This window comes from Mesorhizobium sp. M0898 (genome assembly GCF_040319695.1).
GTDB lineage: Bacteria > Pseudomonadota > Alphaproteobacteria > Rhizobiales > Rhizobiaceae > Mesorhizobium.
In genome coordinates this window covers 1-15,035 of the sequence record NZ_JAMYOE010000030.1, presented here as the reverse complement: position 1 = coordinate 15,035, position 15,035 = coordinate 1, and the positions used below count along the sequence as shown (strand labels likewise).

Sequence of the window (15,035 nt, the reverse complement as noted above, 5' to 3'; positions counted from 1 at the left end):
AAGGGGGCCAATGTCAGAAATCGCCCATATCGCTGCTGCCATTTTCAAGCGCGCCGGCAAGGCGCCGCGCTTCATCGTTGCCATTGCCGGTCCGCCCGGCGCCGGCAAGTCGACATTGTCGGCAGGCTTGCACGACCTGCTGCCGGAAGGCACGGCGGAAGTCGTGCCGATGGATGGCTTCCATTACGATGACGTCGTGCTCGATCGACGCGGCCTTCGCGCGCGAAAAGGTGCTCCGGAAACCTTTGATTTTGCTGGCTTCGAAGCGCTGCTGAAGCGCATCCGCGCCGGCGAGCCGGATATCGCCATCCCGGTCTTCGACCGCAGCATGGAGCTGTCGCGCGCCGCCGCTGCGATTGTCGCCGCCGACACCAAATTCATCCTGGTCGAAGGCAATTATCTGCTGCTCGACGAGGAACCCTGGACGCGGCTGGCGCCGCTGTTCGACTTCTCGATCTTCGTCGATGTGCCGCGCGCCGAGCTCGAGCGCCGACTGCTGGCGCGATGGCACGAGCACGGCCGCTCCGACGAGGACGCGCGCGCCTGGATCGCCTCTAACGATATGCCGAACATCGACCGCGTGCTTGCCCGTCGGCGGCCCGCCGACCTGGTGGTCGGCGACCTGGCCTGACTTGCAAGGAACCGCCCGGCCGGAACCTTGCCAGTTTCAGGCCGTTATCCCGGACACGGCAATTGTGCCCATGAGGGAACCGTTCGATGGAAACCATGGCAAGAAAGCCTGCGCCCGCCAAGGGCAGGGCAACACGATCAAAAGCCACTCGAGTGAAAACCAGCGCCGGCCCGGCAGCAGCGGCCCGCTCCAAGGATGCGGCAAAGCCCAGCTTTGGCAAGGCGGCGCCGAAAAAGGTGATGCCTGCCGCGGCCAAAGCCGCTGCACCCAAGCCCAAAAGATCGGCAAGCAGCAGAGGATCGATCGCAGGCAGCGCAATGCGCACTGTTAAAGCAACGGCCAATGTCGCCGCCGGTGCCGTGCTTGCCACCGCCAAAGGTGCGGCGTCGCTTGCTGCTTCCGTAGTCGGCAAGGGCGGCTCAAAGCCCCGGACCAAGGCAAAATAGCCGAGCGGAATCGACGTAAGATCAGCTTCTGGCCGGAATGGTGAGGCCCCTCTGCACCGCCGGTCGGGCGAGGCCACGCTCCAGCCATGCGCCCACGCTGGGGAAATCGTCGAAACCGACGAGTTCCCGCGCCTCGTAGAAGCCGATCAGATTGCGCACCCACCCAAGCATCGAAATATCGGCGATCGTGTAATCGTCGCCCATGATCCAGCTACGGCCCTTGAGCCTCGTTTCGAGGACGCCGATCAGCCGTCGCGACTCGTCGCGATAACGTTCCAGCGGGCGCTTGTCGGCGATTTCGCGCCCAGCGAATTTGTGGAAGAATCCGACTTGGCCGAACATCGGCCCGATCGAAGCCATCTGGAAGAACACCCACTGGATCGTCTCATAACGCAGCGTCGCGTCTGCCGGGACCAGCTGGCCGGTCTTGTCGCTGAGGTAAAGCAGGATGGCACCGGATTCGAACAAGCCGATCGGCTTGCCGCCCGGGCCGTCCGGATCGATCATCGCCGGTATCTTGCCGTTCGGGTTCAAAGACAGGAATTCCGGGGTCCAGCTCTCGTTCTTGCCGATATCGACGGCATGCGGCTCGTAAGGCAGGCCAAGTTCCTCCAGCGCGATCGATATCTTCACCCCGTTCGGCGTCGGAAACGAATAAAGCTGGATGCGGTCGAGGTGGCTCGCCGGCCAGCGCCTGGCAATCGGAAACGCGGACAGATCGGTCATCGAAACTCCTGGTAGGGGACCGCGCCGAGCGGCACGGTCATGGCGGGTCGCAGAGAGTTAGGCGCGACGCCTGGCGCGATCAATATGCGCATGGAAAGTTTCGCCGGCCCCGGTGAAGGACCCGCAAGGGGTGCGGTCACACGGCCTTTACCGCCAGCACCGCATTGGTGCCGCCGAAGGCGAAGCTGTTGCTGATCGCGGTGCGCACGGTGCGTTCGCGCGCCACGTTCGGCGTGATGTCGAGATCGCAGTCGGCGTCGGCTTCCCGATAATTGGCGGTCGGCGGCACGATGCCTTCGCGGATCGCCATCACGCAGGCGATCATTTCCAGCGCGCCGGAGGCGCCGAGGCAGTGGGCGTGCATCGATTTGGTCGAGGACACCGAAAGCTTGTAGGCATGGCCGCCGAACACGCGTTTGATCGCCGCCGTCTCGATCTGATCGTTGGCCTTGGTGCCGGTGCCATGCGCGTTGAGATAGTCGACGTCCTCGGGATTGAGCCCGGCATCGACGAGGCAGAAGCGCATCGCCGCCTCAGGCCCTTCGATGGTTGGCGCGACGATATCGGAGGCGTCGGCGGAAAGGCCGACGCCGGCGATTTCGGCAAGGATGGCGGCGTCGCGCGCCATGGCATGCTCATATGTTTCCAGCACCACCATGCCGGCGCCTTCGCCGAGCACGAGCCCCTGGCGGTCGGCCGAAAACGGCCGGCAGGTGTCCGGCGACAGTACCCGCAGGGCCTCCCAGCCCTTGAGGATGCCCCAGACCAGCGGCGCATCGGTGCCGCCGGCGACCATGACGTCGGCCCGGCCGAGCCTGATCTGATCGACCGCCGAGGCAATGGCGTGGTTGGATGACGAGCAGGCAGAAGTGATGCCGAACACCGGCCCGCGCAGACCAAGATTCATGCTGACATGGCCGGCTGCAGCGCCCGGCATTACTTTCGGGACGGTGAAGATGCCGGCGCGGTTCTTGCCTTCGAGCAGGATGGCGCGATAGTTCTCTTCGATCGCCTCCCAGCCGCAGACGCCGACGCCGACGACGGTGCCCATCCGGTAGGTGTTGGCGGCGTGCGGGTTCAATCCCGCCTGCTGTGCCGCCTCCCGCGCGGCGATCGTCGCCAGAAGGCTGAAGCGGTCCATCGACACGACCTGCTTGCGGTCGATGCCGTGCTCGGGAAGCGCCTTGATTTCGCAGCCGACCTTGACCTTCAGATCATGCAGCAGCGGATTGTCGATCGCGCCGATTGCCGAACGGCCGGCGCGCATTTCATTCCAGATTGCCGATGCATTGGTGCCGAGCCCGCATAATCCGCCGATGCCCGTGATGACGACGCGCTTGTGCATTCAGTCAGGCTTTTTTCGCGATCAGCGCGCGAACCGCCTCGACCATGTCGCCGACATTCTTCAGATTGCTCCAGGCATCGACAGTGTTCATCTCGATTTCGATGCCATACTCTTCCTCGAGATCGAAGATGATCTCCGTCAGTTCCAGCGAATGGATGCCAAGGGCGGTCAGTTCGGTACTGGTGGTGATTTCCTCGCCGCCCGGCTCGGCATGAGCCTTGATCTTGGCGATGATATCGTTTGCCAGCTGGTCAGCCATTCGGTTTCTTCCCCAACTCTGTCGTTTCCCGACGCCAACTGATCAGCGCCCCTTTTGTCCTCGATTACGTCGTCATCGTCGCCTTTTACCCCCGCCAGGCGCCGGTGACCGTACCAAGGTGGCTCCCTCTATAGAAACCGAAACGCTGTCAAGCAACAAGCTATATATCGACAAAGCCGCCGCAGTGCTTAACGTTGGTGTCGTGGATACGATCGCATATAGCTTGACTTCAGTGCCGCCGGCCCAGCGTGTTGCCGGCGTCGCGCGGCTTGGCTGCGACTGGAACGGAGGCCGCACGCGTCTTCGGCGTCTGTACCAGGACGGTTCGGCCAAGATCCGCATGCCGGCGGTCTCGGCCGATCCGCTCGAAGCCGTCCTGATCAACACCGCCGGTGGGCTGACCGGTGGCGACCGTCTCGCCTGGGAGGTCGATGTCGGTGCCGGCGCTTCCGCAACCATAACAACGCAGGCTTGCGAGAAAATCTATCGCGCCGCATCCGACCGCGCCGAAGTGCGGGTGCAGCTGACTGTCGGGGAAAACGGCCACATTGCCTGGCTGCCACAGGAAACCATCGTCTTCGACCGCTCGGCCTTTGCCCGCAGCCTTGACGTGGAGCTTGCCACCGGAGCCGAGGCGCTGATCCTGGAGGCTACCGTCTTCGGCCGCCTGGCCATGGGTGAACGGGCTTCGCAGGGCCATTTCCACGACCGCTGGCGCGTCCGCCAGGACGGGGCGCTGGTCCATGCAGAGGAGTTCCGCATCGGGCCGGACATTGCGGCCACCTTGAACCGTCCCGCAGCGGCCGGCGGTGCCGTCGCAGTGGCGACGCTGCTGATGGTGTCGCCACGGGCAGAGGCTTTGCTCGAGCCGGCCCGGGGCATAGTCGGCGGCCAGGGCGGCGTCAGTTTCTGGAGCGTGCGGAAATCTGGCAAGCTTCTTGCGAGGCTGTTCGCTGACGACGGCTACCAGCTCCGCAAGCGGCTGGTGCCGCTTGTCGAATTGCTCAACGGACGGGCGGGCCTGCCCAAATTATGGTCACTCTGATTTCGATTGTGCCACCGCAGGAAAAAGCATGAATCTGACGCCGAGGGAGAAAGACAAGCTGCTGATCGCCATGGCGGCGATCGTGGCCCGCAAGCGGCTCGAACGCGGCGTCAAGCTCAATCATCCGGAAGCGATCGCGCTGATCACCGATTTCGTCGTCGAGGGCGCCCGCGACGGCCGCGCGGTCGCCGAGCTGATGGAGGCCGGCGCCCATGTCGTCACCCGGGCCCAGGTGATGGAAGGCATTGCAGAAATGATCCACGATGTGCAGGTCGAGGCGACGTTTCCAGACGGCACCAAGCTGGTGACCGTGCACGAGCCGATCAGATAACACCGCCAAGGAGAGGAAAATGCTTGAGCTGCGTCCCAACTGCGAGTGCTGCGACAAGGATCTGCCGCCCGATGCGACGGATGCGGTGATCTGCACCTTCGAATGCACCTTTTGCGCCGACTGCGCACAAAACGTGCTCGGCGGCGCCTGTCCGAATTGCGGCGGCAACTTCTCGGCCCGCCCGATCCGTCCGGCAGCGCTGCTGAAGAAATATCCGGCCTCCACCAGGCGCGTCCTCAAGGCAGAGGGCTGCGCTCCGGCCCGCAAGGCGGCGTGAGAGGTACTCGAAGATGGAAGCTACGCCGATGATCCCCGCGACGATGAAACGCTCAACGCTGTCGGCGGTCCTGCTGCTGGCGGCAGCAATGCCAGCCTATGCCCATGTCGGCGTCGGCACGGTTTGGTCCTTCACCGCCGGCTTCTCCCACCCGCTCTCCGGCCTCGATCACATGACGGCGATGATTGCCGTCGGGCTATGGGCCGCGCTCAAGGGCGACAAAGCGATGTGGGCATGGCCGCTGGCCTTCGTAAGCGTCATGCTGGCCGGCGGCGTGTTCGGCATGCTGCATGTGCCGATGCCTTTCGTCGAGCCGGCGATACTGGCGTCCGTCGTGGCACTCGGGCTGCTGGTTGCGCTCGCCGTCGATCTTCCTGTCTCGGCCGGCGTCGCCGTCATCGGCCTGTTCGCGCTGTTCCACGGCTATGCCCATGGCACCGAGGTGCCTGAGAATGTCGGCGGACTCGGCTATATGGCGGGCTTTGCCGTTGCCACCGCACTGCTCCACGCCGTCGGCATCGCGGCCGGTCTCGGCCTCGGCTGGCGCTTCCGCGGGCTTGCCCGCGCCGCTGGCGCCGCTTGTGCCGCGCTTGGCGCCGGCCTCGCTTTTGACGTCATGTGAGGCCGCAATGATCCCCGGCGAAATCATCACGGCAAGCGGCGAGATCGAACTGAACAAGGGTCTGGCGACGGTCACCTTGAAGGTAGCCAACAGCGGCGACCGGCCGATCCAGGTAGGCAGCCATTATCATTTCTTCGAGACCAATGAGGGACTGAGATTCGATCGCGACAAGGCCCGCGGCATGCGCCTCGACATCGCTGCCGGCACCGCCATGCGTTTCGAGCCCGGCCAAGAGCGCGACGTTACCCTGGTGCCGTTCGGCGGCAAGCGCGAGGTCTACGGATTTCAGCAGAAGATCATGGGCGCCCTGTGAGATCGAAGGCGTCGAGCAGTTTCGGCTCAGCCGGGCGGCTTGGCCGCCGCATAGATGACGATCTTTCCCGGATCGTCGAATTCCACCGCCAGAACGTCCTCGGTTTGCACTCGCCGCGAATCGATGGCGTTGAACAGCAATGCGTTCGCCTCGATCTCCTTGCGCAGCTCGGCGATGTCGTCCCGATGTTGCCTGACCTTGTTTTCGATCGCCGGCGGCGGGCCGCCTTCGGTGCGCGCGGCATCGGTAAGAAACACGATATCGACCTTGTCGAGCTTGGATGTCTTGCGCACGGCGGCGATGTTTTCACGCGTGCGGTCGATCGCCGAACTGACCTTGCCGGCTTCCGCATTTGTCTGGGTCTCTTCCTGGCCGACCTCCGAGCCGACGATCCGGTTGACGGTCTCGGCGCTGTCGAGGCTCTGCGCGTTCAGCGCGGCGTGCGGAATGCTGGCTGCCAGAAACGCGGTCGCGGCAATCCCATGCAGCCATCTGGTGTCGGAGAAGGTGGTGATCGCCATCGCTCGTTCTCAGGGTTCTTTTCGAGGCTCGTGTCAGGGCGACAGGACCGAAACGCAACGTCCCCCGTGAAGGTTCCCTTTGCGATGCGGCGGGCTGGCCGGGCGCCGGCCCGCCGCCTCGTCTCGTCAGCTCGCTTTCTTGGTGATCAGCGTCAGCGCGCCATTGGTGCTCATGCTGGCGGCGATCACCTGCGCCGAGGTGAGCCCCTTGGCTTCGAGCGCGGATTTGACCTGCGGTGTCGCGTCGATCGAGCCGCGCAGTTTCTGCAGGTCGGCATCGCTGCGCTTGGCGATCACCTCGTTGACCTTGGCTTGAGTGTCCGCGGGCAGATCCTTGATATCGACGACGTTGATCGCGTGGATGGTGGGGGCCTGCGGCTGCGCCCCGGGCGCGGCAGGAGCAGGCGCGGCCGGCGCCGGACTGGGCTGCTGCGCGGGCTGTTGCTGGGCGCTGGCGGCGGTTGCGAGCACCAGCGTGGCGGCGGCTGCCAGAAGGGTCGTTTTGCGCATGGATGTTCCTTTCCATCGATTGGCAAATTGTGGTTTTGGGGTGGCCCGGCCACCTCAAACGCTAAATGGGATCGGAAAGTGTCGCTCAGCGGGTCATTGCGTGACCATAGGATGGCGGCAATGTGGGGCCCGGCTTCGACAAGCGGTATTTTCGGGCTGTATTTCGGGAGCAATTGCTGATGGCTAAAATCACCCGCGCCGCCTATACGCAGATGTACGGCCCGACCGTCGGCGACAAGGTCCGGCTCGCCGACACCGAGCTGTTCATCGAGGTCGAAAGGGATCTCACTCTTTACGGCGAGGAGGTGAAGTTCGGTGGCGGCAAGGTCATCCGCGACGGCATGGGCCAGAGCCAGGTGTCGCGCGCGCAAGGCGCGGTCGACACCGTCATCACCAATGCGCTGGTCGTCGATGCCACCGCCGGTATTGTCAAGGCAGATATCGGCCTCAGGGACGGCCGTATCGCCGCGATCGGCAAGGCCGGCAATCCGGATACCCAAGGCGGCGTCACCATCGTCATCGGTCCCGGCACCGAGATAATCGCCGGCGAGGGCAAGATCCTGACCGCCGGCGGCTTCGACGCGCATATCCACTTCATCTGCCCGCAGCAGATCGAGGAAGCGCTGATGTCGGGCATCACCACCATGCTCGGCGGCGGCACCGGCCCGGCGCACGGCACGCTGGCCACCACCTGCACACCTGGGCCATGGCATCTGGCGCGCATGATCCAGTCTTTCGACGCCTTCCCGATGAATATCGGCCTGTCGGGCAAGGGCAACGCGTCGCTGCCCGCCGCGCTCGAGGAGATGGTGCTTGCCGGCGCCTGCTCGCTGAAGTTGCACGAGGACTGGGGCACGACGCCGGCTGCAATCGACTGCTGCCTGTCGGTCGCCGACGATTACGACGTACAGGTGATGATCCACACCGACACGCTGAACGAGTCCGGCTTCGTCGAAAACACGGTCGCGGCGATCAAGGGCCGCACCATCCATGCCTTCCACACCGAAGGCGCCGGCGGCGGCCACGCACCTGATATCATCAAGGTCTGCGGCCTGCCTAACGTCATTCCGTCCTCGACCAACCCGACACGCCCCTACACGATCAACACGCTGGCCGAACACCTCGACATGCTGATGGTCTGTCACCATCTGTCGCCGTCGATCCCCGAAGACATCGCCTTTGCCGAGAGCCGCATCCGCAAGGAAACCATCGCCGCCGAAGACATTCTGCACGACATCGGCGCCTTCTCGATCATCTCGTCGGACAGCCAGGCCATGGGCCGTGTCGGCGAAGTGGCGATCCGCTGCTGGCAGACCGCCGACAAGATGAAGCGGCAGCGCGGTTCGCTGCCGCAGGAGACCGGCGACAACGACAATTTCCGCGTCCGCCGCTACATCGCCAAATACACCATCAATCCGGCCATCGCGCATGGCCTGTCGAAGGACATCGGCTCGGTGGCGGTGGGAAAACGCGCCGACCTCGTGCTGTGGAATCCGGCCTTTTTCGGCGTCAAGCCGGACATGGTGCTGATCGGCGGCATGATCGCCGCCGCCCCGATGGGCGATCCCAACGCCTCGATCCCGACGCCGCAGCCGATGCATTACCGGCCGATGTTCGGGGCCTACGGCAAGGCGATGACCAATTCGTCGGTGACCTTCGTTTCGAAGGCCGCGCTCGACGCCGGCCTGCGCGGCAGGCTCGGCGTCGACAAGCAGATGGTCGCGGTCGAAAACACCCGCGGCGGCATCGGCAAGCATTCGATGGTGCTCAATGACGCCACGCCGCATGTCGAGGTCGACCCCGAAACCTATGAGGTCCGCGCCGACGGCGAACTCTTGACCTGCGAGCCAGCAACCGTGCTACCGATGGCGCAAAGGTACTTTTTGTTTTGAGGTGATGCGTGTTCTGGCGCACAAGCTCCCCGCTGGACGCCGACGACGAGGAGTGGCAGCTCGATTGCTGGGGTTGGCTGCTCAGGCATTTCGGCGGGGCAGCCGCGCTGCGCAAACGTTCGCTGATCTTGCCAACACGAGCATTTTTCACCCCCTCTGAAGAACAGGGGCACGCCGCTGCATCGCACTATTTCGGGCAGGTGGCGGCATATTTTGGCATCGATGCGGCCCGCTTCAATCTCGTGCCACAGGAAGATTCAATCGATCCGGTTTTGGGACCGCTTCAGGTCCTTCAGGACGCGCCGCGGGAGCCTGCCGGGACCTTCTCCGTGTCCCGGGGCGGTGCCATGACAATCACCTACAATCCGGCGATCGTTCCCAAGCCCATGAAGCTCATTACGACGTTCGCGCATGAGATTTGTCATCCATTGCTGTTCTCGGTGCCTGAAGAACCGCCGGGCGGAACCGAGATGGAGGAGTTCGCAACCGATCTCGCGGTCACCTTCTTCGGCTTTGGTATCTTCAATTCCAACACTGCGGCGAGTTTCACTCAGTACCGCGACACCGCCACCGGCACGCAAGGCTGGTCCTTCGAGCGACAAGGCTATCTGTCGCCAGCGGAACGCGCCTTTGCGCTGGCGCTGTTCATCCAGGCGCGCGGTCAGGGAATACAGGACGCGCGCGAGTATCTGGATTCCGGGCCGTTGGCCTATTTTCGCAAGGCAACGAAGTATCTGGCGCAGACGCCATCCATTTCATCCGATCTGCTTGCGGCGCACCAATAGCCAAGGTCTCAACGGACTCAAGATTCGAACGGCAGGTCAGCGCAGCAGAAACCGGTTTTCACTTTTCAGATCACAATCTAGAACGCCAAATGTAGAACATGCCGCGCCAGGCCTATGGACCAGCAACTCCCCTACGCCCACGACATTTTCCCGCATATCCGCATCGTCCTGGGCATGGTGATCGGCCTTGGCGTCACACGGCTGCTGTCGGGGCTCGCCCGCATCGTCCAGCATCCCGGCCAGTACCGGCTCTATCCCGTGCACCTCGCCTGGGTTGCGTCGGTGCTTTTGATGCTGGTGCATTTCTGGTGGTGGGAGTTCGGCCTGTTCCAGATCGAGAATTGGACTTTCGGCAAATACCTGTTCATCATCTTCTACGCCGTCACGCTGTTCCTGCTCTGCGCGCTGCTGTTTCCGGATTCGATGCTGGACTACACCAGCTATGAGGATTTCTTTTATTCGCGCCGGGCCTGGTTCTTCGGCCTGCTGGCGGCGACCTATCTGCTCGACGTGATCGATACGCTGCTGAAAGGGCCGGAGCATTTCGCCCATTTTGGCGTCGAATATCTGATCCGCACGCCGGTTTTCGTCGCGCTTTGCGTCATTGCGATCCTGCTGCGCGACCGCCGCTTTCACATCGCCTTTGTCGCCGGCGCGCTCGTCTATCAGATATCGTTCATCCTGCGGCTCTTCGACACGATCGTCTGAGCCCCATTGGGGCGGCGGACGCGATAGGCTAGGCTTTTTGGGAGAGGCAGTTTTTACATGAAGCTCGATATTCGCACCGACTTCACCAAATTCCCGCGCGCCGTCTCCGTCCTGGCCGCAGGCGAAGCCGGAACCACCACGCCATACGACAGTGCGGTGCTTGCCCATGACGAGCGGCATCTGCGCCGTCGCGCCATCGAAACGGTGCGTAACGACAAGGTGCTGGTCGACCTGCCCGAACCGGTGACCTTGAACCATGGTGACCGGCTGGTGCTGGAGGATGGCCGCCACATCGAGATCATCGCGGCCGAGGAGCCGCTGTACGATATCCGTGCCGGCGGCCCTGTCCATCTGGCCGAACTTGCCTGGCATATCGGCAACCGTCATCTCGCGGCAAGCATCGAGGCTGACCGAATCCTCATCCTGCGCGACCATGTCATCAAGGCGATGCTGGAAGGGCTGGGCGCCACGGTGAGCGACGTCTCCGAGCCATTCAAGCCGGTGCGCGGCGCTTATTCCGGCCATGGCCATTCTCACGCCGAGGCGCATGCGCACAGCCATGCCGAAGCGCATTCCCATACCCATACCGAATCGCATTCCCACAGCCATTCGCACGACCATGACCATGACTGACCAGCCTTCCAACGTTGCCCAGCCTTCCAATATTGCTTTGTTGCGGCTGATGGCGTGGCTGTCGCCTTCCTTCCCGGTCGGCGGCTTTTCCTACAGCCATGGTCTCGAGCAAGCCGTGCATGCCGGGCTGGTTGCCGACAGCAAAGAGCTCGCCGCGTGGCTGGAAACGCTGGTCGAGATGGGTTCGGGCTGGAATGATGCGGTGCTGTTTGCCGAAAGCTGGCGCAGGGCGCGCGAAACCGGCGATCTCGATGAAATCGTCGCCCTTGCCGAAGCTCTGGCAGGCTCGCGCGAGCGCCATGCCGAGACCATGCTGCAGGGCGCTGCTTTCCTGAAGGCGGCCTTCGCCTGGCCGTGCCAGGTGCTGGATCGCCTGCCGGCCGAATGTGCCTATTGCGTTGCCGTCGGCGTCGTTGCCGGCGGTCACGGCATTGCGCTGCGGGACGCCCTGGCGGCCTTTCTGCAGGCCTTCTTCTCCAATCTCGTCCAGGCTGCGATCCGGCTTGGCATCGCTGGCCAGAGTGCCGCGATGACGCTACTGGCCGCCTTCGAACCGCTTGCCCTGACCACGGCCGACCGCGCTGCCGGCTCGACGCTCGATGATCTCGGCGGCTGCGCTTTCATCTCCGACGTCACGGCGATGAAGCACGAGGCCCAGTATTCGCGGCTGTTCCGCTCATGATCGTCCTTGCTTTCGCCCTCTCGCTCGTCCTGCTGTTGATCACGGCACTGCATGTCTATTGGGGCATTGGCGGCATCTGGCCGGGCAGGGACGCCGCCTCCTGCGCTCGTGCGGTCATCGGCTTTCGCGGCGTCGACGAAATGCCGGCACCCTTCGCCAGCTTCGCCGTTGCCGCCTGCCTTGGCCTTGCGACACTGTGGCCGATGGCGCTCGAAGGCGTGTTCGCCACGCCCTTTCCCAAGGCCGGGCTGGCCGCCACGGCGCTGCTCATCGCGCTGGTGTTCCTGGCGCGCGGCATTGCCGGCTTCACGCCCTGGTGGCGACGGCTGGCGCCCGAACAGCCTTTCGCGCGGCTCGATGTCCGCTACTATTCGCCGCTCTGCCTTTTGATTGGGGCAGGCTTCGCCGTTCTTGCGATCACGGAGTTCCCTAGATGACACAGGCCAACGGTCCTCTTCGCGTCGGCATCGGCGGTCCGGTCGGCTCGGGCAAGACGACGCTCACCGAAAAGCTCTGCAAGGCGCTGCGCGACGAGTTCTCGATCGCCGTCGTCACCAACGACATCTACACCAAGGAAGATGCCATGATGCTGGCCCGGCTGCAGGCGCTCCCTGAGGATCGCATCGTCGGCGTCGAGACCGGCGGCTGCCCGCACACCGCCATTCGCGAGGACGCCTCGATCAATCTGCAGGCGATCGCCGAGATGACCAAAAAATTCCCGGATCTCGACATCGTCTTCATCGAATCGGGCGGCGACAACCTCGCCGCCACTTTCTCGCCGGACCTTGCCGACCTGACGCTCTATGTCATCTCGGTTTGCCAGGGCGAGGAGATTCCGCGCAAGGGCGGACCGGCGATCACCCGGTCCGATTTCCTGGTCATCAACAAGAGCGACCTTGCGCCCTATGTGAACGTCAATCTCGACATCATGGAGAGCGATGCTGCCCGCATGCGCGGCAAGCGGCCGTTCGGCTTCACCGACCTGTCGCGCGGCAAGGGGCTGCAGGAGGTGATCGATTTCATCGTCGAGCATGGCGGGCTGAGGGTCGGCGCGGCCACCAGCACGGCGGCATAACGGCGCTCGCCTGCACCAAACGAAACCGGGTTGCGCGTGTTCCAGCCGCGCGGCATCCTTGCTTTTTTCACGGAGGTTTACGATGAGCATCACTCGCCTGCAGAAGGAAGTGCTGACCAACCTGGCGTTCTATGAGGAGCGCGTCGATCTGGCTTGCGCCTTCCGCTGGACGGCGCGGCTTAACATGCATGAGGCGGTGGCCAATCATTTTTCGCTGGCGGTCAACGACGATGGCTCGCAATTACTGATGAACCCTAACCAGGTGCATTTCTCGCGCATCAAGGCGAGCGATCTGCTTCTGATCGACGCCAATGATCCCGACACGCTGGTCGGCCCGAATGCGCCTGACCCGACGGCGTGGGGCCTGCATGGTGCCATCCATCGCAACGTGCGTCATGCGCGCTGCGTCATGCATGTTCACTCGATCCACGCCACCGTGCTTGCCTCGCTCGCCGACTCGACGCTGCCGCCGGTCGACCAGAACTCGGCGATCTTCTTCAACCGCCATGTCGTCGACGCTCATTATGGCGGGCTGGCCTTCGAGGAAGAGGGCGAGCGCTGCTCCCAGCTTCTTGTCGACCCGAAGGTCAAGGTGATGGTGATGGGCAACCATGGCGTGCTGGTCATCGGCGACAGCGTCGCCGACACCTTCAACCGCATGTTCTATTTCGAGCGCGCCGCCGAAACCTATATCAAGGCGCTGTGGACCGGCCGGCCGCTGCGGGTACTGTCGGATGAGATCGCGGAGAAAGCGGCAACGGAACAGGAAGACTATCCCGGCCAGGCCGAGCGCCACCTTTCCGAACTGAAGGCGATCCTCGACGAGCAGGAGCCTGCCTACCGGAGTTGAGCGCGGTCCGGCCGAGCCTGGCTTAAAGCCCCAACTGAGCCCGCAATTCGTCGGCGCTGTTGATGACAATCGCCCCCGGCGGTCCTTCCATGGGCACCTCCGGCCAGAAGATCGTCTTCATTCCCGCTGCCAGCCCCGCCGTGGCGCCGGTCACGCTGTCGTCGACCGCCACGGCCTTGGCGGGATCGACGTCGGCCAACCAGGCGGCGCGCAGGAAAGGTTCGGCATGCGGCTTGCCTTCACGCACGTCGTTGCGGCTGACCGTCTTCATGCCGGGATATACGAGGCCTACGGCGCGCAGATTGGCATCGACGATCAGTCTGTCCGAGTTGGACACCACCGCTTGCGGCACGCCAAGCGCGCGCAGCTCATTGAAAATCTCGATCGCGCCGGTGCGTGGCGTCAGCGTTTCGGCCATCGGCAGATAGTGATCGTATTTGCGCACGATCCAGTCGTCGAAAGGCAGGTCGAGGCCGAACTCGTCGCGCAGCATTTCGTAGACCGGCCATGCGGCGATGCCGAGCACGCGCTCATGCAGGTCGGCCGGCGGCGCGATGCCGACGCTGTGCAGCGCCGCAATCAGCGCCGCCTCGTGCAGCGGCTCGCTGTCGACCAGCGTGCCGTCCATATCCCAGAAAACCGCTTTCGGCGTCATGCCAGGCTCCATTCTCAAAAAATTCCTTAAAGCGTTTAGCGCACGAGATAAACCGCCGCGTCCCCGCTAATGCATGTCGCGCAAAGTGTGCAGCGGTTTTGCGATGACGACATGCATAAAAAGCAACCTAAAACGTGTCGCATGAGGCCGATCGAACGCAACGCGCTTTAGAACCGGGATTGGTGCAACCTCGACAGCCTTGCTGTTGCAACGAGACTGGGTCGACTTGTCACTTCGCTCCAAACACCAAGTTTCACCAACAGGCAATTGCTCTTACAATAGGCAATTGCGCGCAAGTTCATTCCCTGCGAAACTACTGCGCTCCGCCTCTTATGCTCGGCGGGGTTGGGAGGCAGGAACTTGAATTCGCGGCAGGACAGCGGCGGCAACAGGCTGGACGACGCGGCGCGTGCCGGCTGGCTCTATTATGTCGCAGGCAACACCCAGGACCAGATCGCCGCCACGCTTGGCATCTCGCGGCAGACGGCGCAGCGCCTGGTGTCGCTCGCAGTCTCTGAAGGGCTGATCAAGGTGCGCGTCGACCATCCGATCGCCAATTGCCTCGACCTTGCGGCACGGCTGAAATCGCGCTTTGCGCTCGATCTGGTCGAGGTGGTGCCGAGCGACCCTTCTTCTTCCTCCACCGTCATCGGCGTCGCCGAGGCGGCGGCGGCCGAGATCGAACGGCGGCTGCGGTCGCCGGTGCCGATCGTCATGGCGATCGGCACC

At 63.5% G+C, this 15,035-nt stretch carries 23 protein-coding genes; 17 read left to right on the top strand and 6 right to left on the bottom strand.

Annotation, left to right across the window (positions count from 1 at the left end; all coding sequences use genetic code 11):
• Positions 1-10 precede the first annotated feature (10 nt).
• The 3 genes from NKH90_RS24890 to NKH90_RS24880 all read left to right on the top strand — a co-directional run bounded on the left by NKH90_RS24890 (position 11) and on the right by NKH90_RS24880 (position 1,077).
• Positions 11-631 carry a nucleoside triphosphate hydrolase gene (locus NKH90_RS24890; RefSeq protein ID WP_352539906.1) on the top strand — a complete coding sequence of 207 codons (621 nt, stop codon included), beginning with the start codon at positions 11-13 and terminating at the stop codon, positions 629-631.
• Between the two features lie 70 nt (positions 632-701).
• Entirely contained in the window at positions 702-962 is a 261-nt protein-coding gene (locus NKH90_RS24885; RefSeq protein WP_352539907.1) for a hypothetical protein, read from the top strand.
• Positions 949-1,077, top strand: coding sequence for a hypothetical protein (locus NKH90_RS24880; RefSeq protein ID WP_302893450.1), 129 nt, complete (start codon positions 949-951; stop codon positions 1,075-1,077). The genes NKH90_RS24885 and NKH90_RS24880 overlap by 14 nt, the downstream gene beginning before the upstream one ends.
• A 21-nt stretch (positions 1,078-1,098) precedes the next feature.
• Here the strand turns inward: NKH90_RS24880 and NKH90_RS24875 are convergent, their stop codons facing one another.
• From NKH90_RS24875 to NKH90_RS24865, 3 genes are all read right to left on the bottom strand, one after another.
• The gene (locus NKH90_RS24875; protein ID WP_352771134.1) at positions 1,099-1,803 is read right to left on the bottom strand and encodes a glutathione S-transferase family protein; all 705 of its coding nucleotides are present in this window, start codon (positions 1,801-1,803) and stop codon (positions 1,099-1,101) included.
• Positions 1,804-1,939: 136 nt separating this feature from the next.
• A complete protein-coding gene (locus tag NKH90_RS24870; protein WP_352821559.1) occupies positions 1,940-3,148 on the bottom strand; it encodes a beta-ketoacyl-[acyl-carrier-protein] synthase family protein in 1,209 nt (402 codons plus the stop codon).
• Positions 3,149-3,152: 4 nt separating this feature from the next.
• Positions 3,153-3,407: an acyl carrier protein gene (locus NKH90_RS24865; protein ID WP_023677013.1), complete on the bottom strand. Its 255-nt coding sequence runs from the start codon at positions 3,405-3,407 to the stop codon at positions 3,153-3,155.
• Between the two features lie 202 nt (positions 3,408-3,609).
• On the opposite strand from NKH90_RS24865, the gene NKH90_RS24860 reads away from it, so the two are divergent.
• Genes NKH90_RS24860 through NKH90_RS24840 form a run of 5 tightly spaced genes read left to right on the top strand, consistent with a single transcriptional unit; the run spans position 3,610 to position 5,995 of the window.
• Positions 3,610-4,452, top strand: a complete 843-nt coding sequence (locus NKH90_RS24860; protein WP_352821556.1) for an urease accessory protein UreD — start codon at positions 3,610-3,612, stop codon at positions 4,450-4,452.
• A 28-nt stretch (positions 4,453-4,480) separates the two neighbouring features.
• Positions 4,481-4,783 carry an urease subunit gamma gene (locus NKH90_RS24855; protein ID WP_023677011.1) on the top strand — a complete coding sequence of 101 codons (303 nt, stop codon included), beginning with the start codon at positions 4,481-4,483 and terminating at the stop codon, positions 4,781-4,783.
• A gap of 19 nt (positions 4,784-4,802) precedes the next feature.
• Positions 4,803-5,060, top strand: coding sequence for a DUF1272 domain-containing protein (locus NKH90_RS24850; RefSeq protein ID WP_352539910.1), 258 nt, complete (start codon positions 4,803-4,805; stop codon positions 5,058-5,060).
• 28 nt (positions 5,061-5,088) lie between these two features.
• On the top strand, positions 5,089-5,682 hold the full coding sequence (locus NKH90_RS24845) for a HupE/UreJ family protein (RefSeq protein WP_352814133.1): 594 nt from the start codon (positions 5,089-5,091) through the stop codon (positions 5,680-5,682).
• Positions 5,683-5,689: 7 nt separating this feature from the next.
• A complete protein-coding gene (locus NKH90_RS24840; RefSeq protein WP_023677008.1) occupies positions 5,690-5,995 on the top strand; it encodes an urease subunit beta in 306 nt (101 codons plus the stop codon).
• A 26-nt stretch (positions 5,996-6,021) separates the two neighbouring features.
• Here NKH90_RS24840 and NKH90_RS24835 read toward each other — a convergent pair whose 3' ends face one another.
• Together NKH90_RS24835 and NKH90_RS24830 are read right to left on the bottom strand one after the other, a co-directional pair.
• Positions 6,022-6,516 carry a hypothetical protein gene (locus tag NKH90_RS24835; RefSeq protein ID WP_352821554.1) on the bottom strand — a complete coding sequence of 165 codons (495 nt, stop codon included), beginning with the start codon at positions 6,514-6,516 and terminating at the stop codon, positions 6,022-6,024.
• A 126-nt stretch (positions 6,517-6,642) separates the two neighbouring features.
• Entirely contained in the window at positions 6,643-7,026 is a 384-nt protein-coding gene (locus NKH90_RS24830) for a hypothetical protein (protein ID WP_352821552.1), read from the bottom strand.
• A 179-nt stretch (positions 7,027-7,205) separates the two neighbouring features.
• Between NKH90_RS24830 and ureC the strand changes: the two genes are divergently transcribed.
• From ureC to NKH90_RS24790, 8 genes are all read left to right on the top strand, one after another.
• On the top strand, positions 7,206-8,918 hold the full coding sequence (gene ureC, locus NKH90_RS24825; protein WP_502898876.1) for an urease subunit alpha: 1,713 nt from the start codon (positions 7,206-7,208) through the stop codon (positions 8,916-8,918).
• Positions 8,919-8,926: 8 nt separating this feature from the next.
• The gene (locus NKH90_RS24820) at positions 8,927-9,703 is read left to right on the top strand and encodes a hypothetical protein (RefSeq protein ID WP_352821550.1); all 777 of its coding nucleotides are present in this window, start codon (positions 8,927-8,929) and stop codon (positions 9,701-9,703) included.
• Positions 9,704-9,817: 114 nt separating this feature from the next.
• Positions 9,818-10,411 carry a hypothetical protein gene (locus NKH90_RS24815; protein WP_352474742.1) on the top strand — a complete coding sequence of 198 codons (594 nt, stop codon included), beginning with the start codon at positions 9,818-9,820 and terminating at the stop codon, positions 10,409-10,411.
• A gap of 57 nt (positions 10,412-10,468) precedes the next feature.
• The gene (locus NKH90_RS24810; protein WP_352821547.1) at positions 10,469-11,044 is read left to right on the top strand and encodes an urease accessory protein UreE; all 576 of its coding nucleotides are present in this window, start codon (positions 10,469-10,471) and stop codon (positions 11,042-11,044) included.
• Complete coding sequence (locus tag NKH90_RS24805) at positions 11,031-11,726, top strand: urease accessory protein UreF (protein ID WP_502898875.1); 696 nt, start codon at positions 11,031-11,033, stop codon at positions 11,724-11,726. The genes NKH90_RS24810 and NKH90_RS24805 overlap by 14 nt, the downstream gene beginning before the upstream one ends.
• The gene (locus NKH90_RS24800) at positions 11,723-12,163 is read left to right on the top strand and encodes a DUF3995 domain-containing protein (RefSeq protein WP_352455921.1); all 441 of its coding nucleotides are present in this window, start codon (positions 11,723-11,725) and stop codon (positions 12,161-12,163) included. The genes NKH90_RS24805 and NKH90_RS24800 overlap by 4 nt, the downstream gene beginning before the upstream one ends.
• A complete protein-coding gene (ureG, locus tag NKH90_RS24795) occupies positions 12,160-12,801 on the top strand; it encodes an urease accessory protein UreG (RefSeq protein WP_352821541.1) in 642 nt (213 codons plus the stop codon). Before NKH90_RS24800 ends, ureG begins: the two co-directional genes overlap by 4 nt.
• A gap of 82 nt (positions 12,802-12,883) precedes the next feature.
• Positions 12,884-13,651, top strand: coding sequence for a class II aldolase and adducin N-terminal domain-containing protein (locus NKH90_RS24790; protein ID WP_352821539.1), 768 nt, complete (start codon positions 12,884-12,886; stop codon positions 13,649-13,651).
• Positions 13,652-13,673: 22 nt separating this feature from the next.
• On the opposite strand, the gene NKH90_RS24785 is transcribed toward NKH90_RS24790, so the two are convergent.
• Positions 13,674-14,306, bottom strand: a complete 633-nt coding sequence (locus NKH90_RS24785) for an HAD family hydrolase (protein ID WP_352821537.1) — start codon at positions 14,304-14,306, stop codon at positions 13,674-13,676.
• A 360-nt stretch (positions 14,307-14,666) separates the two neighbouring features.
• Between NKH90_RS24785 and NKH90_RS24780 the strand changes: the two genes are divergently transcribed.
• On the top strand, positions 14,667-15,035 hold a 369-nt coding region (locus NKH90_RS24780), incomplete at its 3' end, for a helix-turn-helix domain-containing protein (RefSeq protein WP_352821535.1).

Bases quoted from the DNA above. Each gene is read 5' to 3' on its own strand.
- NKH90_RS24890 (WP_352539906.1), top strand. From the start codon at position 11: ATGTCAGAAATCGCCCATATCGCTGCTGCCATTTTCAAGCGCGCCGGC.
- NKH90_RS24885 (WP_352539907.1), top strand. From the start codon at position 702: ATGAGGGAACCGTTCGATGGAAACCATGGCAAGAAAGCCTGCGCCCGC.
- NKH90_RS24880 (WP_302893450.1), top strand. From the start codon at position 949: ATGCGCACTGTTAAAGCAACGGCCAATGTCGCCGCCGGTGCCGTGCTT.
- NKH90_RS24875 (WP_352771134.1), bottom strand. From the start codon at position 1,803: ATGACCGATCTGTCCGCGTTTCCGATTGCCAGGCGCTGGCCGGCGAGC.
- NKH90_RS24870 (WP_352821559.1), bottom strand. From the start codon at position 3,148: ATGCACAAGCGCGTCGTCATCACGGGCATCGGCGGATTATGCGGGCTC.
- NKH90_RS24865 (WP_023677013.1), bottom strand. From the start codon at position 3,407: ATGGCTGACCAGCTGGCAAACGATATCATCGCCAAGATCAAGGCTCAT.
- NKH90_RS24855 (WP_023677011.1), top strand. From the start codon at position 4,481: ATGAATCTGACGCCGAGGGAGAAAGACAAGCTGCTGATCGCCATGGCG.
- NKH90_RS24850 (WP_352539910.1), top strand. From the start codon at position 4,803: ATGCTTGAGCTGCGTCCCAACTGCGAGTGCTGCGACAAGGATCTGCCG.
- NKH90_RS24845 (WP_352814133.1), top strand. From the start codon at position 5,089: ATGATCCCCGCGACGATGAAACGCTCAACGCTGTCGGCGGTCCTGCTG.
- NKH90_RS24840 (WP_023677008.1), top strand. From the start codon at position 5,690: ATGATCCCCGGCGAAATCATCACGGCAAGCGGCGAGATCGAACTGAAC.
- NKH90_RS24835 (WP_352821554.1), bottom strand. From the start codon at position 6,516: ATGGCGATCACCACCTTCTCCGACACCAGATGGCTGCATGGGATTGCC.
- NKH90_RS24830 (WP_352821552.1), bottom strand. From the start codon at position 7,026: ATGCGCAAAACGACCCTTCTGGCAGCCGCCGCCACGCTGGTGCTCGCA.
- ureC (WP_502898876.1), top strand. From the start codon at position 7,206: ATGGCTAAAATCACCCGCGCCGCCTATACGCAGATGTACGGCCCGACC.
- NKH90_RS24815 (WP_352474742.1), top strand. From the start codon at position 9,818: ATGGACCAGCAACTCCCCTACGCCCACGACATTTTCCCGCATATCCGC.
- NKH90_RS24810 (WP_352821547.1), top strand. From the start codon at position 10,469: ATGAAGCTCGATATTCGCACCGACTTCACCAAATTCCCGCGCGCCGTC.
- NKH90_RS24805 (WP_502898875.1), top strand. From the start codon at position 11,031: ATGACCATGACTGACCAGCCTTCCAACGTTGCCCAGCCTTCCAATATT.
- NKH90_RS24800 (WP_352455921.1), top strand. From the start codon at position 11,723: ATGATCGTCCTTGCTTTCGCCCTCTCGCTCGTCCTGCTGTTGATCACG.
- ureG (WP_352821541.1), top strand. From the start codon at position 12,160: ATGACACAGGCCAACGGTCCTCTTCGCGTCGGCATCGGCGGTCCGGTC.
- NKH90_RS24790 (WP_352821539.1), top strand. From the start codon at position 12,884: ATGAGCATCACTCGCCTGCAGAAGGAAGTGCTGACCAACCTGGCGTTC.
- NKH90_RS24785 (WP_352821537.1), bottom strand. From the start codon at position 14,306: ATGACGCCGAAAGCGGTTTTCTGGGATATGGACGGCACGCTGGTCGAC.